The sequence below is a fragment of the Roseateles puraquae genome (genome assembly GCF_002205845.1).
Taxonomy (GTDB): Bacteria; Pseudomonadota; Gammaproteobacteria; order Burkholderiales; family Burkholderiaceae_C; genus Pelomonas; species Pelomonas puraquae.
The window spans coordinates 216,445-234,050 of record NZ_NISI01000009.1 but is presented as its reverse complement, the minus strand read 5'-3'; the positions used below and the strand labels follow the sequence as shown (position 1 = coordinate 234,050).

The following is a 17,606-nucleotide window of genomic DNA, read 5'->3' as shown; positions in this document are numbered from 1 at the left end:
CCGCCCGCGACGCTCTGATAGGACGCTATTTCTCCGCGCGAACGGCATGCAACCTCATCGTCCGTCGCGGACGGGGTTTTGCAGACCTTCCCTAGTCAAGATGTAGGCGATCCAGAAAGCGGCCACCGCAATAAGGTTCAGCAGCCGGTAGGCGGCGAAGGTGATCGCGATGCCGGCACCGAACACCATCGCAGAGTGCAGGTACTGGAAATGCACCGCCCGCAATTTGCAGGCGGCCTTGAGCGGCTCGACTGCCGCCTTGAAGCGCAACCAGATCTCGTCGACGATCTCCCGTGGCAGATCGGCGTAGTACCAGTTCTTCTTCCTGCCCGAGAGCGGCGGCAACGCCTGCTGGATGTCAGGCGGGAACACGTTGGGCGGCGTCTGGTGGCCGGTCAGCAGTCGGAACGCCTTGATGTTGAACTTGAAATCATCGGGCGGCCGCATGGGCTGGTGCGGCACCGTGCCGGACGAATGGGCCAGCCGTGTCACTGAAGCCGAAGTCCCGCTGGGAGAAGCAGGGTTGGCGCGCATGCGGCAGGAAGCTGAAATCCTTCTGATGGAAGAAGGCTACCTCCACTGCTCAGCCAAACGCTTGGCCGGGCCGTTCGGGGACGCCTGGCGCACCCTCTGGCACGTCAAAGAAAAGGATAGCGAGCAATGGCTCGTGCACGCGAGCGGCCTCGCGGTCACGCCGGTCTACTGCGCGGTGGAGGAAGACCCGGTCCACAAGGCGTGGACGCTGCAACTGCAATCGGGCGACGTGTATGACCTGGACCGCGAAATGCGGCAGCGCGTCGGCCAGAAAGCTTGGGATCGGGTCCACGACCAAGGCTGGTGTCTGTGCGTGGAGATGGGCTACGTGCCGCCGTTGAACGGGGCCGCACACTGATCATGTCGAATCGCATTCACTCCGTAACCCCCATTGCGGCGGCCGATCTCGACCCGGCGTCGTGGCCGGCTGAATGGCGCAGCGACTGGGAAATCAAGGGTGCCGACGCGCAGGCGTCACGGGCGTGGCATCGCAGCGGCCTGTGCTTCTTCTTCGAGTTCGAGCAAGTTGACGAGCACGGCAGCTGGGCCTGGGTCGTCTACGACGATGACATCTCGCAGAGCCGGCTGTTCGAGCTGCAGAGCGAGATGGGCGAGGAAGCCTTCAACTCGTTCTCGCTGCTGCTTGGGCGGCAGGCCAAGATGCTCTGGCAGGAGCTTGGTCACGGCGACTTCCGGCTCGGCCGCGATCCCTCGCCGCTCGAATACCCGCGAGAAGACGCTGGTCGGCCGGCAGTGGCAGGACAGCAGCGGCGCGCGGTGCATCTTCCTGCTGGCGACATCGGCCGACGCCGACGCATCTGGACGGTCGCTGGAACAGCAGGTCCAGGATGTGGTTCTGGGCGACTGACGGTCGTCGCGCCCTCGCAGAATCAGCCTGGTTACCCCCCGCGTCTGTACTGTGTCAGGCTTTTGGCGCAGCCTCTAAACTGGCAGTCATGGCTGAGCCGAAGTGGTCCTTCATGCTCCGCATCTTGAAGCGGAACCCTGACCGCGTCCCAATGGAGCGGTTGGCTGAGTACCTGCGCGTCTTCGCTGAGCTTCTCGGGACCGAGAACCGCCCTGTATTCAAAGGGATCAAGAAGGAAAGCACGGGCATTCGTGCGCTGGTGGCTGACGATTGCGTTGACAAGGTCAACCAGCGGCTGAAGCTGGTCCGCACTGAGGACGACAGCCGCCCAGCGCGGGTGGCTGCCGAACTGGAAGCGATGCTGGGCGTGGATGGTATCCGCGAAGCTGAACTGCTGGATGCGAATCGCGAGGTTGTCCACCGCTTCCACGGCGTTCAGGCCGCTAACGAGGTGCTACACCGGGTGTGGCAAGAAGGCACCGTGGATGGCATGGTGACGGGTCTGGTCGGAGCAGACGACACCATGCACCTACACCTCCGCGCTGTTGACGGGTACGACGTCAAGGTTCTGGTCCGCAGTGAGGATTTGGCGCGCGAAGTTCTCGCGCACTTTCGCAAGGGACTGGTGCGCGTTTGCGTTCGCGGCCACTGGATTCGCGGCGACGATGGTTGGCACCCCGAGACGAACAGGTGCACCGCACGCTCCTTTGAGCTGTTGGACGAAACGCCCTTGACGGCGGTCATCGCTGAATTCTCGGCTGTCGAGAACAGCGGCTGGAGGGCGGTGGAGCAGCCGGAGGACCTCTGGCGAGAACTGAGGGGCGTCCATTGACCAAGGGCTCTTCGTTCCAGAAGGTGGCCGTGGACACCAACTTCCTGGTTGCGTTGGTTGACCCGAAGCTCAGTGCCGACAGCCGTGCCCGGATCGACGCCTTCCTCGCCGACATGGAAAAGAAAAAGGGTCAGATCGTTGTGCCGATGCCGGCACTGGCCGAGTTTCTTGCCGGCGCGGACCAGGCGGGACTTGAGTACATGGACAAACTGGAGAGACGGGCATGCATCGAGGTAGCGCCCTTCGACAGGCGGTCGGCAACAGAATGCGCCCTGCTCGATGCTGCTGCACTTGGTCGAGCTGCGCAGGCCCTTGCTGAGGGAAAGGATGCTCAAGCCGCGAAGAAGGATGGCGGTGTGGGTTCTCGCCAGAAGGTCAAGGTCGACAGGCAGATCGTGGCGATTGCCAAGGCCTGTGGCGCACGGGCGATCATTTCAGGTGACGAGGGTGTACGGGCCTGTGCACTTCGTGCCGGCGTGCAGCCATGGACCATCCTAGACCTGCCCCTTCCTGACTCCGCGCGGCAGAGCAAGCTGCAGTTTGAGGCGCGGCCAAGTGCGTGACAGCACGAGGCCAGAGGCTGTCGGGACAACGAGCTAATTGAAGCATGCCTCCTTCCGAAGCCTCCAGGTCAGAACTGCATATGCAGGTTCGTGACTACGAATGCGACATGGGCCTAGTCGTCAACAACGCTGTGTATTTGAATTACCTTGAGCATGCCCGACACGCCTTACTGCGGAAGGTGGGCCTGAGTTTTGGCGAACTGGCGAAACGCGGCATTTTCCTGGTTGTGACCCGGATCGAGGCCGACTTTAAAGGCTCACTGACGGCGGCAGACAACTTTGTGGTCCAGACGACGTTCGTTAGGAAAGGGCGACTGCGCCTGCAGTTCATTCAAAGTATCTTCCGAGAACCTGACAGGCGATTGATGCTGAGTGCTACCGTAACCGGTACAGCCGTCAATGCCCAAGGCAAACCGGAGATCCACCCAGATTTGGAACTCGCGCTCTCCAAATTGATCGGCCCTACTGACTGATACCGTGATCGTTGAATCCGCGGGAATAGGCTACTAGCTCCTAAACAATACTAGTTGAAGAGATCGCCCTCGATCAGTGCGAGATAGCGGTTGGTATAGAAAAGGTCAGGCTGATGCGACCTCGGCCGAACCAGTACCGAAAAGCCGGGTGCCTTTACGTCTTCGGCATCAAAAGTCACTAGACCAATCCCCGATATCTCGCACAAAGCATCCAGCCGCGCGATCTCATCTGCATTCGCTTGCTTTGGTACCACGAGATAAGATCGATGGCTAAACAGCCGATAAGCGCACGCCTGCCCGAAGGCGGTCACTAATTGCATGGTGTCCGCCTTAATTTCTGCAGCCACTATCTCGGTATTCGCCTTGATGACGTCACTTCTCTTCGACTCACGCTTGCCAATTACATCGGGAGTACCCCAGCGGTCACGGAAAATGTTGCCTCCCAACGGAAGTGCAAGCGTCACCTCTTCGGCTTCGTTCTTCAGCCAGTCCGCGAGCGGAGCATAAAACTGATCTTCTCGAACCTTATGCTGATTTGGCGTGACCCGAGCCACCGCCTCAGTCGAAGCCTCCGCCTCGTTAAAGTCGGCATGTCGGTATAACCCTTTTGACGGCTTCCACACCAAAGAAGGCAGTACGACGTCCAGATTCCAGATCGTCGAACTGATAGTCCCGCCATTGAATGCTGGCGGCCCATCTCGTAGTTGACGGAACAATTCAGAGTAGCGAAGGCCAGCGGGGTTGGCGCTTAGAAGCTCAACCGCTTGCTGCCTGATTCGCTCTCTGATACCTGGCGCCTTCACTTTGTCCATTTTCGAGTGGTCGGTGAGTAGGTAGGTGCGGCTGGCAGGCGCACTAGATGGTCGATCATGAACGCTATAGCGTGTAGTGCTTTAGCATTCTAGATGCGGAAATCGGGGCTGGTTGCCCTGACATGAAGCTCCTCCGCAAAAACGCCTTAGGTCCCGCTCTGCGCTGCGCGCGCAGCGCTCAGGGGGTGTCGCAGGAGGACTTTGGCGCAGTCTCGAGCCGTACCTATGTCAGCCAGCTGGAGCGAGGTGAGAGGCACGCGACCTTGTCGAAGGTCGATGACCTTTCCGAGGTTCTGGGGCTGCACCCTGCAACCGTAGCCGCACTGGCCTACTTGCCCCACCCGCCTGACCTGGCGGCCATCGAGCGCCTGCTGGCAACGATTCGGGCCGAACTCACTTCCATCAGCACGGCCGGACACGCCTGACGGCCCGTCCAGCGGGTTCCCGAGGACGCCAGCAGCACAGCCACCCCGTGCACGCAGCTTCCAGCCCGAGCCGCCCCAGCCATCTCACTCCTGCCCATCTGAGCTAGTGGGCGACAATGGCAAGCTGGCAGACATCCGAGAGGCGACCATTAAATGACGAGTGCTCTTTTTTTGCGCATCCCAACGCGTCGTTTAATAGTTGCCGCCTTCAACGACGCGCCGGCCCCTGAATTGGGATAGTCGTTTAATGTTCCGCCTGACATATTTTCAAAACTACCTGAAGTACTTCGAACGCGCGCGCACCGAGTGGCTGCGCGCCGCCGGCGTGGGCCAGCAGCAGTTGCGTGAAGACACCGGCCTCATCTTCGTCGTGGCCGACACGCAGCTGCGCTACCTGTCGCCCGCGCGGCTGGACGACCTGCTCACCATCACCGTCGACCCTGAACCCGCCGGTCGCGCCAGCCTCGTCGTGCGCCAGCGCGCGATGCGCGGCGACACGCTGCTGTGCGAGGGCGAAATTCGCATCGGCTGCGTGCGCGCCGATACCCTCAAACCCCAACGCCTGCCCGACATCGTCCAATCGGCCGTCGCGGCCGTGAACACCGCATGAACCAAGACCTGTCCATCGTCTCCCTGATCATGCACGCCAGCCTGGCGGTGCAGCTCGTCATCGCCGGCCTGCTGCTGGTGTCGCTCGCCAGCTGGAGCGTCATCTTCGGCAAGCTGATCGGCCTGGGTCAGGTCAAGCGCCGCAACGATGCCTTCGAGGCCGAATTCTGGAGCGGCAAGAACCTCAACGACCTCTACCAGTCGGTGGGCAACCGCACCGACGGCGCGCCGCTGGAGCGCATCTTCGCCTCCGGCATGCGTGAGTTCCTGAAGCTGCGCGAGAAGCGCGTGACCGATGCCAGCGCGCTGCTGGACGGCGCCCGCCGCGCCATGCGGGCCAGCTTCCAGCGCGAGCTCGATGCGATGGAAAGCAACTTGTCCTTCCTCGCCTCGGTCGGTTCGGTCTCGCCATACGTGGGCCTGTTCGGCACCATCTGGGGGATCATGCATGCCTTCGTCGGCCTGTCCAACCTGCAACAGGTGACGCTCGCAACCGTGGCGCCAGGCATCGCCGAAGCGCTGGTGGCCACCGCCATCGGCTTGTTCGCCGCCATTCCGGCCGTGCTGGCCTACAACCGGTTCGCGCGCCAGATCGACCGCACCGCGATCACGCTGGAGACCTTCATCGAGGAGTTCTCCAACATCCTGCAGCGCAACACCGCGCAGGGTCACTGACATGGCCGCCACCGTCAGCCGAGGAGGCGGCCGCCGCCGCCGCACGATGAACGAGATCAACATGGTCCCGTTCATCGACGTGATGCTCGTGCTGCTCATCATCTTCATGGTGAGCGCGCCCCTGATCACCACCGGCGTCGTCGACCTGCCCAGTGTCGGCAAGAGCCGCCAGCAGCCTGACCACGTCATCCAGGTGATCGTGGGCACCGACGAGAAGCTCAAGATCAAGGTCGACCAGCTCGAACCCGAATCGATCCCGTTGAACCGGCTGGCCGAGCGGGTGAAAAAAGGCCAGGGCAAGGATGCCAACAGCCCGGTGGTGATCTCCGCCGACAAGAACGTGAAGTACGAAGCGGTCGTGCAGGTCATGGACACCCTGCAGCGCGCTGGCGTGCAACGTGTGGGCCTCGCTGTGAAGAGCGGCGCCGCGTCCAACTGATGGCGGTCGCGACCCTTCGCCCCCCCGAGGCGGCCGGCATGGGCCGCGGCATCGCGCTGGCGCTGCTGGCGCACGGCCTGCTCGTGCTCGCCCTGACCTACGGTCTGCACTGGCGTAGCGACAACTCGGCTGCCTTCGAGGCAGAGCTGTGGTCGGCCGTGCCCCAGGTGGCCGCACCTCGCGAAGAAGCGCCGCCCGAACCGGAGCCCGAGCCCCCCAGGCCCGACCCGCGGGCTGCCCAGCAACGCGCCGAGCAGGAGGCCGCCGAGCAGCAGCAACGCGACGCCGAGATCGCTCTGGCCAAGGAAAAGAAGCGCAAGGAAGAAAAGGCCCGCGAGGAAGCCGCGCGCCTGGAGCGCGAAAAGGCAGCCAAGGAGAAGGAAGCCAAGGACAAGGCCCTCAAGGAGAAGGCCGAGAAGGAAAAGGCAGAGAAGGACAAGGCCAAGGAAGAGCAGGAGCGCAAGAAGGCACTGGACGCCAAGGCCGCCAAGGAAGCCAAAGAAGCCAAGGACGCCGAGGCCCGCCGCGAGGCCCTGCGCCAGGAGAACCTGCGCCGCATCCAGGGCATGGCCGGCGGCACACCGGGCTCCACGGGCACGGCGGCGCAGAACTCGGCGCCCTCGGCCGGTTATGCCGGGCGCATCAAGGGCAAGATCCGGCCACTCATCATCTACGCCGATGATGGCGGCGCGAACCCGACCGCCGAAGTCCAGGTCACCCTCGGCCCTGACGGCCGCATCCTGGGCACCAAGGTGCTCAAGGCCAGCGCCGATGCCGATTGGGACCGCGCCGTGCTGCGCGCCATTGAAAAGGCAGAGACCCTGCCCCGTGATGTGGACGGTCGAGTGCCGCCGGTGCTGATCCTGACCTTCAGGCCACGCGAATGAAGCGGTCGGCCGACCACCGGCCGGCCCCGAACAGCAGGATGACCAGCGCCAGCACGCCCCACAGGCTGTGCTGTGCCTGGGCCGCCGGTGAGAAGTCATCGGCACTGAGCGACAGCGCCGCCATCAGGTTGACGACGAAGAGCCCGGCACCCGCGAAGCGAGAAGCCAGCCCGAGCACCAGCAGCACCGGCAGCGCCAACTCGCCAGCCGTGCCCATGTAGGCGGCCAGCGCCGGCGGCAACAGCGGCACCTGGTAGACGTCGTTGAACAGCGCGAGCGTCGATGACCAGTCGCGCAGCTTGGTCAGGCCCGACAGAAAAAACACCTGGGCGACATAAAGCCGCGCCCCGAGCAGCGCGAGCGACTGGGCATGGCTGGCGAGCGTGTCCAACGGCGCGGGCATGCGCGAAGGTGTGAGCCCGGGATCGGTGAAGGCGCGCAGCGCGGTGGAGAGCAGAGCTTTCATGAGACGGCATTCGAGGTGGGTGGCGTGACCCTGACCGCATGCAGCCAGGCGTTCTGCAACGCGGCCTGCAGCCACGCGCTGAAGTCAAAGTCGGCGCTGGCGCCGGAACCTTTCACTTCCGCAGTCGCGAGCGCGTCGGCCAGGCACCGCCCGGCCATCACCGCTTCCACGAAGGCCGCTTCGGCCGTGTCGATCGCTTGCGAGCAGCCGCGCCAGCCCGCCCGCCAGACCAGCACCGGCCCGGCCTGCTGCCACAGCAGGCACACGCCCGGACGAAGCACCAGCCATAGCGCGTCGGCCGCTGTCGTGCCCAGCAGGTGGAGGGATTCCGCGTCCAGCGCGCTGTCAGCGGCCCGCTCTGCCTGGTGCACTGCCCAATCGAGCCGTGCCAGGTCAGGCAAGCCGGAATCTTCGCCAGCCCGTTCGACGAGAAAGCCGGCCAGGCCGCCGCCCCAGTCGCCGAGGTCGCCGCTGCGTGGTGGATCGTGGCGCCAGTAGGTCCAGGCCAGCGCGGCGAACTCTTGGTCACCCAGCGCCGCTCGCAGTCGCTCGAAGGCCACGCCCAAGGCCTGGGCGGACAACGCGCGCAGGTTGTTGCGGTAGACCTCCAAGCCGCGGCCGTCACCCGCCAACGCGGCGGGCGCCTCACCCAGGCCAAGCAGCGCATGGACGAGAGCCTGCTGGTCAGCCTTCATGCCGCCACCGCCCTCGCCTGCTCGGCTTGGGCGAGCAGCACGGCCAGTTCGGGCACGTCGGTGTCCCACTCGATCAGCGTCGGGACCGGGCCCAGGCGCTTGCGCGCATGCGCGTAGACCTGCCAGACCTCGTCGCGCACGACGCTGCCATGGTCGTCGATGACCCAGCCATCGTCACGCTCGCAATGCCCGGCCAAGTGGATCTCGCCCACGCTGCCCGGTCGGATCGCGTCGATCCAGCGCATCGCTTCCTGGGCTGCCGCCTCTGGGGCGAGGCCCTGATTGCGCGCATTGACGAACAGGTTGTTCACGTCCAGCAGCAGCCCGCAGCCGCTGCGCGCGGTGAGCAGGTTGAAGAACTCGGGCTCGGCCAGGGTGTCACCCTGCCAGCCCACGTAGGCGCTGAGGTTCTCGACCAGGAACTGTCGGCCCAGACGCTGCTGGACCTGGTCGACATGCCGCAGCATCACCGCCAGAGATTCGTCATTGAAGGGGATGGGCAGCAGATCGGCCGCATGCAGCCCCGAGCCCACGCGCGCGAAGCAGGCGTGGTCGGACACCCAGTCGGGTTGCATGCGCTGCACGAGGCGCGCCAGGCGCTCGAGGTGCAGGCCATCGAGCCCGGCGGCCGAACCGAGCGCCAGCCCAACGCCGTGCAGGCTCAAGGGGTACGCGGCGCGGCCGGCTTCCAGCACGGCCAGGCTCACGCCCCCTTCGGCAAAAAAGTTCTCGCTGTGGACTTCAAGAAAGCCCACCGCTGGCCGCTGGGCCAGCACCGCGTCGTAATGAGGTTGGCGCCAGCCGATGCCCACGGGGGCAGCCGCCGGCGCCGTGGACATCGGCATCAGGCGATTACTTCTTGGCCGGCGGCGTGGTCTTGCCGCCTTCCTTCTCGCAGGTGCCCTTGGGCACGTACTTCCATTCGGTGGGCTCGTTGTCCTTCTTGGCCTGGCCGGCGCAAGAGTGGCTGCCGTTGGCGCTGGCGCAGTCGTTCTGGCCGGCCTTGGCGATGCCATAGCACTTTTCCTTGGCGGCATCGGCAGCCTGGGCCTGGGCGAAGAGGCCGAGCGAGAGGGCAGCGGCCAGGGCCGAGGACAGGATGACGGGGTTCTTCATGGACAGGTCTCCAAAAGGTTGACGGTAGCAAGGCGGCCGATGATGCGGCGGCACGGATGAAGTCGCAAGCGGCGGCCAAGTCCTTACACTCCCCGCCGATTCTCTTCACGCCATGACGCCGACGCCGGATTTCCATCGCCAGATCGAGGCCTTGCGGCCGGTGCTGCTCAAGTATGCGCGGCTGCAACTGCGCAACCCGCACTGGGCCGAAGATGCCGTCTCCGAGACCGTGCTCGCGGCCCTGGAGAAGCCCCAATCCTTCAGCGGCGCCAGCCAGCTCAAGACCTGGCTGATCGGCATCCTCAAGCACAAGCTCATCGACCAGATCCGCAAGAACAGCCGTGAGCTGTCAACCACCGCGACCCACGAGGACGGCGAAGACCTCGACGACCTGCTCTTCGCGGCCGATGGTCACTGGCGCGAGGCCCAGCATGATTGGGGCAACCCGGAGGACGCGCTGCGCCAGGTCGACTTCATGAAGGTGCTCGAAGCCTGCGTCGACAAGCTGCCTGGTCAGCAGGGCCGGCTCTTCATGATGCGGGAATGGCTGGAGCTGGAGTCCGACGAGATCTGTAAGGAACTCGCCATCTCGCCGACCAACCTCTGGGTCATGCTGCACCGGGCCCGCTTGCGATTGCGCGAGTGCCTGCAATTGGGCTGGTTCGGTGCCGCCACCTCGGAAGCCACTTCGTGATCAAGCCCATGATCAATTGCCGGGAGGCCACGCAACTCACGCTGCAGGCCGAAGACCGAACGCTACCGCTGGCTGAACGCCTGGCGGTGCGGCTGCATCATCAACTCTGCGGCAACTGCCGGCGCTTCGCGCGCCAGGTCGAGCTGATGCGCAAGGCCAGCGCCCGCTGGCGCCAGTACAGCGAGGAGTGATCAGGCGGTCGGCGCGCCTTCGTCGAGGCCCGCCGCGCGACTCGACTCGTCAGCCTCCATCGCCACCGCGGCCGCCAGCCGGATCGCATCGATCTGCGCCGCCAGGCCCATGCTCGGCACGACCGGCTGGGCGCGCGCGGCCTGCTCCGGCAATGCGGGCAGGTGGATGAAGCCGCTGCGCACGCCCTGCCCCGCCAGCCGGTGCTGCAGTTCAAAGAAGAGCTGGTTGCACACGAAGGCGCCAGCCGTCAGCGACAGGCCCGCGGGGTGACCAGCAGCCCGCAAGGCGTCCCGCATCGCCTTGATGGGCAGCGTCGAGAAATAGGCCGCAGGTGCATCCACCCGCACCGGCACGTCCTGCGGCCGGTCACCTGCGTTGTCGGGGATGCGGGCGTCGATCAGGTTGACGGCCACGCGTTCGATGGACACCTCGGCGCGGCCGCTGGCCTGGCCCAGCGCGATGACGCACTGCGGACGGAACATGGCCAGGGCCGCCTGCAGTGCGGCCGGGGCACCTGCAAAGCTCGTGGGCAGGCAGCGGGCATGCACGGTGGCGCCGCCGATGACCTGGCCGTGCAGGGAGCGGGCCACCTCCCAGGAGGGGTTGATGACCTCGCCGCCAAAGGGCTCGAAGCCGGTGATCAGGATGTTCATCCGAGGCATTTTCCCGGACGAGGCGGCGCGGGTCATTTGGCGTCGACGCCTGAGGTTTTTCCAGGCCATCACCGGCCGCGCCCACCTCCATAATGGCTCGCTGACCTACGACCTGTGCCCATGAACGACCCGTCCCAGCCCATCCCCTGGCCCCATGGCAGTGCCGATGCGCCCGCCGCGAGCCCGGGGGCGCCGGCGTCAGGCTTTCTGTGGCCCTGCCCGCCTTATGTCGCCTACCCGCAGGCCGAGGTGCAGCGCGGCCCCGAGGCCTGCGAGATCCTCGGCCTGAACAACAGCCGCAGCGTGGGGCAGTTGCTGCGACTGGACGCCGCGGACCGGCTGGTGCAGATCAACGTGCCGCCGGCGCGCAACAGCATGCCGCTGAAGTTCAGCCAGTTCCGTGCCGTCAAGCTGCAGCGGCCGCTGAACGTGGCGCCGCGCGACGAGGCGGACCTGAACTCACCGCTGAGCCTTGACCAGCGGCCGCGCACGCCGTTTCGCATCGTCTTCAACGGCGGCGTCGAACTCAAGGGCGTGACCATCGGCCATCACCACGACGCGCTCGGCCTGTTCGTGTTCCCGCCGGTGTCCGACACCGACGACTCCGTGCGCCGGGTGTTCGTGCCGCGCGAGGTGCTGATGCATTTCGAGATCGGCGAGCGTCTGGGCGACATGCTCGTGAAGGACGCTCTGGCCACGCCGGAGCAGGTGAGCGCCGCCGCGGTCGAGCAGAACCAACTGCGCCAGCGGCGCGTGGGCGACATCCTGGTGGAGCAGCAGATCGTCACGGCCGAACAGTTGCTGATGGCCATCGAGCAGCAGGCCCGCATGCCGATGGTGCGCATCGGCGAAGCCCTGCTGGCCCTCGAACTGGTCACGCAAGAGCAACTGGAGCAGGCCCTGGTGCAACAGCGCGATGACCGCTCCGTGCCCCTGGGCGAGCTGCTGGTGCGCAAGGGCGTCATCACGCGCGCCCAGTTGCAGTCGGCCCTGGCGCGCAAGATGGGCTACCCGGTCGTCGATGTCGAGAAGTTCGCGATCGAGCCCGATGCGGTACGCAAGCTTCCGCTGGCCGTGGCACGCCGCCTGGAAGTGCTGCCGCTGGTGCTGCGCGAGGGCAAGCTCATCGTGGCCATGGAAGACCCGACACGGCGCGATGCGCTGGACGAGGTCGAGTTCATCACCCAGCTCAAGGTGGTGCCCACGCTGACCAAGCTGGGCACGCTGCAGTTCGCGATCCCTGCCGCCTTCGACCGCTTCGGCGCCGAGGCGCTGCCGCGCAGCCAGGTCGACAACCTGCCCGACTTCCAGCCCGACTTCTCGCTCGATTCCTCCAACAAGCTCATCGAGAGCCTGGAGCGCGACAGCAGCGAGCGCGGGGGCAGTACCGACGAAGACTCGGCCATCGAGCAGAGCGACAACTCCCTGGTGCGCCTGATCAACTCCATGATCATCGAGGCGCATGGGCAGGGTGTGTCCGACATCCACATCGAGACCTACCCGGGCCGCGAGAAGCTCAAGATCCGCTTCCGCCGCGATGGCGTGCTGCAGCCCTACCTGGAGCTGCCACACACCTATCGCAACGCGATGATCGCGCGCATCAAGATCATGTGCGACCTCGACATCTCCGAGCGCCGCAAGCCGCAGGACGGCAAGATCAATTTCGCCCGCTTCTCGGCCCAGCACAAGCTGGAGCTGCGCGTCGCCACCATCCCGACCAACAACGGGCTGGAAGACGTGGTCATGCGCCTGCTGGCCAGCAGCAAGCCCATGCCGCTGGACCGCATCGGCCTGGCACCCGCCAACCTCGAAGCCCTCAAGACCGCTGTGGCCCGGCCCTACGGCATGGTGCTGTGCGTCGGCCCCACCGGCTCGGGCAAGACCACCACCTTGCATTCGGCCCTGAGCTACATCAACACGCCCGAACGCAAGATCTGGACGGCCGAGGACCCGGTCGAAATCACCCAGGCCGGCCTGCGGCAAGTCCAGGTCAACCCCAAGATCGACTGGACCTTTGCCAAGGCGCTGCGCGCCTTCCTACGGGCCGACCCCGACGTCATCATGGTGGGCGAAATCCGCGACCAGGAGACCGCAGAGATCGCGGTCGAGGCCTCGCTGACCGGCCACCTGGTCCTCTCCACCCTGCACACCAACAGCGCCCCCGAGACGATCACGCGCTTGCTGGACATGGGCATGGACCCGTTCAACTTCGCCGACTCCCTGCTCGCCGTGCTGGCCCAGCGCCTGGTGCGGCGCAGCTGCACGGCCTGCCAGACCAGCGAGCCCATGACCGAAGCTGAACTCAGCGAGCTGCTGGATGACTATCTGCACGTTTTCCCCGCCGAAGGCCGCCCATCCAAGCTCGCGTTGATGTCGGAGTGGATCAAGAATCACGGCAAGCAGGGGCGGCTGATGAAGTTCACCAGCCCCGGTTGCAACGCCTGCGGCAACACCGGCTTCAAGGGCCGGGCCGGCCTGCACGAGCTGCTGACCGTCTCCAAGGACGTGCGTCGACTGATCCAGACCGGCGCGCGCGCCGAGGAGCTTCAGCATGCCGCGCTGACCGAAGGCATGCGCACGCTGCGCCAGGACGGCATCCTCAAGGTGCTGCAGGGCGTGACGACGCTGGCCGAGGTGCATGCCACCAGCAACAACTGACGGCACTGACCTGCCCGACTTTCAAGACTGAGCCTCACGCCGATGTCCGACACGCCCGAAGCCGCCGCCCCCCGCCCCAAACTGCGTCTCGGCGACGTGCTCGTCGAGCAGCAGCTGATCTCCGCCGAGCAGCTCACGCAGGCCCTGGAGCTGCAGCGGGCCACCGGCAAGAAGCTCGGGCGCATCCTCATCGAAGCCAACCTCATTACCGAGGAAGCCCTGGCGCATGTGCTGGCGCGCCAGCTGCGCGCGCCCTTCGTCAACCTCAAGACCTTCCCGCTCAAGACCGAGCTGGTACGGCTGCTGCCTGAAACCCCGGCGCGGCGCTTTCGCGCGCTGGTGCTGGAGGAGCGCGGCGACACCCTGCTGGTGGCGATGGCCGACCCGCTGGACCTGTTCGGTTTTGACGAACTCGCCAAGATCCTGAAGCGGCGCCTGGCCATGGCGGTGGTGGCCGACAGCCAGCTCGCCGCCGTCTACGACAAGCACTACCGCCGCAGCGACGAGATCTCGGGCCTGGCGAAGGCGCTGGAGAAGGACATCGGCGACGCGGTGGACTTCGGCACCCTGCAAGCCAGCGTCGGCCAGGAAGGCGCGCCGGTCGTGCGCCTGCTGCAATCGGTGTTCGAGGATGCGACCCGCGCGGGTGCTTCGGACGTGCACATCGAGCCGCAGGAAGGCGACCTCGTCATCCGCAACCGGGTCGACGGCATCCTGCAGGTGCTGACACAGGCCGACAAGCGCATCGCCCCGGCCCTGGCCCAGCGCCTGAAGCTGATGGCGGGCCTGGACATCTCCGAAAAGCGCCTGCCCCAGGACGGCCGCTTCACGCTGCGCCTGTCGGACCGCACGCTGGACGTGCGCCTGTCCACCATGCCCAGCCAGTACGGCGAGTCGGTCGTCATGCGCCTGCTCGGCCAGGGTTCGGCCCTGCGCCGCCTGGGCGACATCGGCATGCCGGACGACATGCTCAAGCGCTTTCGCGAACTGCTCGGGCGCGACGCCGGCATGATCCTCGTCACCGGCCCCACGGGCTCGGGCAAGACCTCCACGCTCTATGCCGCACTGGCCGAGCTGGATGCCGAGCAGCAGAAGATCATCACCGTGGAAGACCCGGTCGAGTACCGGTTGCCGGGCCTCACCCAGGTGCAGGTCAACGACAAGATCGAGCTCGACTTCGCCCGCGTGCTGCGCGCCGCGCTGCGCCAGGACCCGGACGTCATCCTCGTGGGCGAAATGCGCGATGCCCAGACCGCCGAGATCGGCCTGCGCGCTGCCATCACCGGCCACCTCGTGCTCAGCACGCTGCACACCAAGGACACCGTCTCCACGCCTTTCCGGCTGCTGGACATGGGCGCGCCGCCCTTCATGGTGGCCACGTCGCTGCAAGCGGTGCTTGCGCAGCGCCTGCTGCGCGGCGTGTGCAAGCACTGCGCGGAGCCCCATATCGCCACGCCGCAGGAACAGGCCTGGGTGCAGGAGGTGCAGCGGCTCAATGGCGAAACGCCCACCCCGGTGCAAAGCGTCAAGGGCCGGGGCTGCGCCGAATGCAATGGCACCGGCACGCAGGGCCGCCGCGGCATCTACGAGATGCTGGAGATCGACCCCGACATGGCGCTGGCCATCCAGCGCAGCGATGCCGGCGCCTTCCTGGCCGCGGCACGCCGGTCGCTCAAGGGCAAGACCCTGGCCGACCGCAGCCTGGCCCTGGTGCGCGCCGGCAAGACCTCGCTGGCCGAGGCGGTGCGCATCAGCGTGGACGCTGAATGAGCAACTTCGCCTTCAAGGGGCGCAACGGCCGGGGTGAGCTGGTCGAGGGCATCGTGGATGCCACCAGCAGTGATGCGGTCGCCGCGCAGTTGATGGCCGGCGGCGTGGTGCCGGTCAGCATCGAGCCCACCACCGATGCCGTCGGCAGCGCGGGTGACGGCGGCTGGCTGCAGGCGCTGCTGGCCAAGCCGGTCACCCAGGAAGACGCCCTCATCCTGACGCGCCAGCTCTACACCCTGCAAAAGGCCGGCGTACCCATCCTGCGTTCGCTGGCTGGTCTGGAGGCCTCCACCAGCCATCCCGGCATCATCCGGCTGCTGCAGGACGTGCATGCCAGCCTCGACCAGGGCCGCGAGCTGGCCACCGCCTTCGCGCGCCATCCGGCGGTCTTCAGCGCCTTCTACGTGGCCATGACGCGGGTTGGCGAGCTGACCGGCCGGCTCACCGAAGTCTTCCACCGGCTGGCCGAGCACCTGGAATTCGAGCTGGACATCCGGGCGCGCATCAAGCAGGCGCTGCGCTATCCCATGATGGTCATCATCGCGATGGGCATCGCGCTGGTGGTGATCAACCTCTTCGTGCTGCCCAAGTTCGCCGAGGTCTTCGCGCACTTCAAGAGCGAGCTGCCGCTGATGACGCGCGTGTTGCTGGGCTTCTCCGGCTGGACGGTCAAGTGGTGGCCCGCCGTGCTGGCCGGGGGCGTCGGCCTTGTGCTGCTGTGGCGCAACTGGCTGGCCACGCCCACGGGCCGCTACACCTGGGACCGCCTGAAGCTGCGCCTGCCGATCGCCGGCAACATCGTGCTCAAGGCCACGCTCGCCCGCTTCGCGCGCAGCTTCGCGCTCGCCTCCAGCTCCGGCGTGCCCATCAGCCAGGCCATGACGGTGGTGGCCCAGACGGTCGACAATGCCTACATCGGCGCCCGCATCGAGCAGATGCGCGACGGTGTGGAGCGCGGCGAGAGCATCTCCCGCTGCGCCACGGCCACCGGGGTGTTCACCCCCATCGTGCTGCAGATGATCGCCGTGGGCGAGGAGACCGGCGAGCTCGACACCCTGATGACCGAGATCGCCCAGATGTACGAGCGCGAGACCGACTACGCCATCAAGGGCCTGTCCGCCGCCATCGAGCCCATCCTGCTGGCCATCATCGGCGCGCTGGTGCTGGTGCTGGCCCTGGGCGTGTTCCTGCCGCTGTGGAACCTCGGCCAGGCCGCCATGGGGCGCTGACGCGCCCGCAGGTGTGAAGCCTGCAACGGTTTGCAGGCTTTCCTGTGCCAAGCACAAAACCTGTGCGCTTTTCACTCGGCGCACCGCACCCGGCCTCAGATAGTTCGTGGGTCTACAGAAATGAGCGCTGCGAGCGCAGGAAGGCCACATGAACAAGTCCAAGCAAGCCGGCTTCACCCTCATCGAACTGGTGATGGTCATCGTCATCCTCGGCGTTCTCGCCGCCGTCGCGCTGCCCAAGTTCGTCAGCGTCGACGCGGACGCCAAGCAGGCCGCCATCAACAGCGTGGCCGGCTCGCTGAGCTCGGCTTCGGCCATCAACTACGCCAGCCGCAAGGCCAACACCACCAAGGGCGTGGCCGTGGCCAACTGCAGCGACGTCGAGAAGGCCATGCAGAGCTACAACGGCACCGCCGGCACCGGCCTGCCCACCGGCTACACCATCACAGCGGCCGCCATCACGCCGGTCGACACCACCAAGACCAACTGCGTGCTCAACCACACGGGTTACGGTCTGACGGCGAACTTCACGGCCACCAGCATCAACTGATGACCCCGCCACGCAGCTCGCGTGGCTTCACGCTGGTCGAGCTCGTCCTCGTTCTCGTGATCACAGCCGCCCTGGCGGTGTTCGCCCTGCCTCAGGTGGTGGACACGACGCTGTGGCGGCTGCGTTCGTTTGGCGACGAGCTGCAGGCACGCCACCAGGCCATGCTGCGGCTGGCGCTGCAGCAGCGCCGCCCCATCGTCGCCACCATCACCGGCACGGGTGTGAGCTGGGCCTACGCGAGCGGTGCCGCACTCGGCAACCTGGACTGCCCCGCTACCGAATCGCCCTGCATCACCGAGGGCGGCAGCCGCACGGTCACCTTCAACAACGCCAACTCCGGCGCCGTGGCCACCAGCACTGCGGCCGACATGACCGTCACCGTGGGCTATGGCAACTACAGCCAGGGCTACCGGATTGCGGCCGACACGGGCCTGATCTACCCCCTTCCTTGAGGCTTGGCCTGCAG

General features: G+C 66.0%; 24 protein-coding genes. 17 read left to right on the top strand and 7 right to left on the bottom strand.

The window, feature by feature from the left end; translation table 11 throughout:
• Positions 1–54: 54 nt before the first annotated feature.
• Positions 55–447 (bottom strand): DUF72 domain-containing protein, encoded by a 393-nt coding sequence (locus CDO81_RS20225; RefSeq protein WP_088485028.1) that lies wholly within the window; start codon positions 445–447, stop codon positions 55–57.
• Here CDO81_RS20225 and CDO81_RS20220 point away from each other — a divergent pair.
• Genes CDO81_RS20220 through CDO81_RS20200 form a run of 5 tightly spaced genes read left to right on the top strand, consistent with a single transcriptional unit; the run spans position 416 to position 3,270 of the window.
• Positions 416–892, top strand: a complete 477-nt coding sequence (locus CDO81_RS20220) for a hypothetical protein (RefSeq protein WP_162293497.1) — start codon at positions 416–418, stop codon at positions 890–892. The two genes, CDO81_RS20225 and CDO81_RS20220, sit on opposite strands and share 32 nt — an antisense overlap.
• Before the next feature lie 2 nt (positions 893–894).
• The gene (locus tag CDO81_RS27740; RefSeq protein WP_144397321.1) at positions 895–1,530 is read left to right on the top strand and encodes a hypothetical protein; all 636 of its coding nucleotides are present in this window, start codon (positions 895–897) and stop codon (positions 1,528–1,530) included.
• Positions 1,491–2,234 (top strand): hypothetical protein, encoded by a 744-nt coding sequence (locus CDO81_RS20210; protein ID WP_088485025.1) that lies wholly within the window; start codon positions 1,491–1,493, stop codon positions 2,232–2,234. The genes CDO81_RS27740 and CDO81_RS20210 overlap by 40 nt, the downstream gene beginning before the upstream one ends.
• 29 nt (positions 2,235–2,263) lie before the next feature.
• On the top strand, positions 2,264–2,797 hold the full coding sequence (locus CDO81_RS20205) for a PIN domain-containing protein (RefSeq protein WP_158218359.1): 534 nt from the start codon (positions 2,264–2,266) through the stop codon (positions 2,795–2,797).
• Between the two features lie 44 nt (positions 2,798–2,841).
• Positions 2,842–3,270: an acyl-CoA thioesterase gene (locus CDO81_RS20200; RefSeq protein WP_193466523.1), complete on the top strand. Its 429-nt coding sequence runs from the start codon at positions 2,842–2,844 to the stop codon at positions 3,268–3,270.
• A gap of 50 nt (positions 3,271–3,320) precedes the next feature.
• Here CDO81_RS20200 and CDO81_RS27735 read toward each other — a convergent pair whose 3' ends face one another.
• The gene (locus CDO81_RS27735; protein ID WP_144397319.1) at positions 3,321–4,082 is read right to left on the bottom strand and encodes a hypothetical protein; all 762 of its coding nucleotides are present in this window, start codon (positions 4,080–4,082) and stop codon (positions 3,321–3,323) included.
• A gap of 122 nt (positions 4,083–4,204) precedes the next feature.
• Here CDO81_RS27735 and CDO81_RS20195 point away from each other — a divergent pair, with 122 nt between their 5' ends.
• The 5 genes from CDO81_RS20195 (at position 4,205) to CDO81_RS20175 (ending at position 7,117) form a co-directional block, all read left to right on the top strand.
• Complete coding sequence (locus tag CDO81_RS20195) at positions 4,205–4,507, top strand: helix-turn-helix domain-containing protein (RefSeq protein WP_088485022.1); 303 nt, start codon at positions 4,205–4,207, stop codon at positions 4,505–4,507.
• Between the two features lie 247 nt (positions 4,508–4,754).
• The gene (locus tag CDO81_RS20190; protein WP_088485021.1) at positions 4,755–5,117 is read left to right on the top strand and encodes a YbgC/FadM family acyl-CoA thioesterase; all 363 of its coding nucleotides are present in this window, start codon (positions 4,755–4,757) and stop codon (positions 5,115–5,117) included.
• Positions 5,114–5,791: a protein TolQ gene (gene tolQ, locus CDO81_RS20185; protein ID WP_088485020.1), complete on the top strand. Its 678-nt coding sequence runs from the start codon at positions 5,114–5,116 to the stop codon at positions 5,789–5,791. Before CDO81_RS20190 ends, tolQ begins: the two co-directional genes overlap by 4 nt.
• Position 5,792: 1 nt before the next feature.
• Positions 5,793–6,230 carry a protein TolR gene (gene tolR, locus CDO81_RS20180; protein WP_088485019.1) on the top strand — a complete coding sequence of 146 codons (438 nt, stop codon included), beginning with the start codon at positions 5,793–5,795 and terminating at the stop codon, positions 6,228–6,230.
• Entirely contained in the window at positions 6,230–7,117 is an 888-nt protein-coding gene (locus CDO81_RS20175; protein WP_088485018.1) for an energy transducer TonB, read from the top strand. Before tolR ends, CDO81_RS20175 begins: the two co-directional genes overlap by 1 nt.
• Here the strand turns inward: CDO81_RS20175 and CDO81_RS20170 are convergent.
• Genes CDO81_RS20170 through CDO81_RS20155 form a run of 4 tightly spaced genes read right to left on the bottom strand, consistent with a single transcriptional unit; the run spans position 7,101 to position 9,394 of the window.
• Positions 7,101–7,583 carry a DoxX family protein gene (locus CDO81_RS20170; RefSeq protein ID WP_338139997.1) on the bottom strand — a complete coding sequence of 161 codons (483 nt, stop codon included), beginning with the start codon at positions 7,581–7,583 and terminating at the stop codon, positions 7,101–7,103. The genes CDO81_RS20175 and CDO81_RS20170 overlap by 17 nt on opposite strands.
• Positions 7,580–8,278, bottom strand: a complete 699-nt coding sequence (locus CDO81_RS20165) for an HvfC/BufC N-terminal domain-containing protein (protein WP_088485017.1) — start codon at positions 8,276–8,278, stop codon at positions 7,580–7,582. The genes CDO81_RS20170 and CDO81_RS20165 overlap by 4 nt, the downstream gene beginning before the upstream one ends.
• The gene (gene bufB / locus CDO81_RS20160) at positions 8,275–9,123 is read right to left on the bottom strand and encodes an MNIO family bufferin maturase (RefSeq protein ID WP_088485016.1); all 849 of its coding nucleotides are present in this window, start codon (positions 9,121–9,123) and stop codon (positions 8,275–8,277) included. Before bufB ends, CDO81_RS20165 begins: the two co-directional genes overlap by 4 nt.
• Before the next feature lie 7 nt (positions 9,124–9,130).
• Positions 9,131–9,394 (bottom strand): BufA1 family periplasmic bufferin-type metallophore, encoded by a 264-nt coding sequence (locus CDO81_RS20155; RefSeq protein ID WP_088485015.1) that lies wholly within the window; start codon positions 9,392–9,394, stop codon positions 9,131–9,133.
• Positions 9,395–9,506: 112 nt separating this feature from the next.
• Here CDO81_RS20155 and CDO81_RS20150 point away from each other — a divergent pair, with 112 nt between their 5' ends.
• Together CDO81_RS20150 and CDO81_RS20145 are read left to right on the top strand one after the other, a co-directional pair.
• Positions 9,507–10,088 (top strand): sigma-70 family RNA polymerase sigma factor, encoded by a 582-nt coding sequence (locus CDO81_RS20150; RefSeq protein WP_088485014.1) that lies wholly within the window; start codon positions 9,507–9,509, stop codon positions 10,086–10,088.
• An 8-nt stretch (positions 10,089–10,096) separates the two neighbouring features.
• Positions 10,097–10,279, top strand: coding sequence for an anti-sigma factor family protein (locus tag CDO81_RS20145; protein WP_088485048.1), 183 nt, complete (start codon positions 10,097–10,099; stop codon positions 10,277–10,279).
• Here the strand turns inward: CDO81_RS20145 and pcp are convergent, their stop codons facing one another.
• Complete coding sequence (gene pcp, locus CDO81_RS20140; protein WP_088485013.1) at positions 10,280–10,933, bottom strand: pyroglutamyl-peptidase I; 654 nt, start codon at positions 10,931–10,933, stop codon at positions 10,280–10,282.
• A 120-nt stretch (positions 10,934–11,053) separates the two neighbouring features.
• Between pcp and CDO81_RS20135 the strand changes: the two genes are divergently transcribed.
• The 5 genes from CDO81_RS20135 (at position 11,054) to CDO81_RS20115 (ending at position 17,592) form a co-directional block, all read left to right on the top strand.
• A complete protein-coding gene (locus tag CDO81_RS20135) occupies positions 11,054–13,591 on the top strand; it encodes a GspE/PulE family protein (protein WP_420893092.1) in 2,538 nt (845 codons plus the stop codon).
• A 42-nt stretch (positions 13,592–13,633) separates the two neighbouring features.
• Positions 13,634–15,361, top strand: a complete 1,728-nt coding sequence (locus CDO81_RS20130) for a GspE/PulE family protein (RefSeq protein ID WP_088485012.1) — start codon at positions 13,634–13,636, stop codon at positions 15,359–15,361.
• Complete coding sequence (locus CDO81_RS20125; RefSeq protein ID WP_088485011.1) at positions 15,358–16,590, top strand: type II secretion system F family protein; 1,233 nt, start codon at positions 15,358–15,360, stop codon at positions 16,588–16,590. The genes CDO81_RS20130 and CDO81_RS20125 overlap by 4 nt, the downstream gene beginning before the upstream one ends.
• 148 nt (positions 16,591–16,738) lie before the next feature.
• Positions 16,739–17,140, top strand: coding sequence for a type II secretion system protein (locus CDO81_RS20120; RefSeq protein ID WP_088485010.1), 402 nt, complete (start codon positions 16,739–16,741; stop codon positions 17,138–17,140).
• The gene (locus CDO81_RS20115) at positions 17,140–17,592 is read left to right on the top strand and encodes a prepilin-type N-terminal cleavage/methylation domain-containing protein (RefSeq protein ID WP_088485009.1); all 453 of its coding nucleotides are present in this window, start codon (positions 17,140–17,142) and stop codon (positions 17,590–17,592) included. Before CDO81_RS20120 ends, CDO81_RS20115 begins: the two co-directional genes overlap by 1 nt.
• Positions 17,593–17,606: the final 14 nt, after the last annotated feature.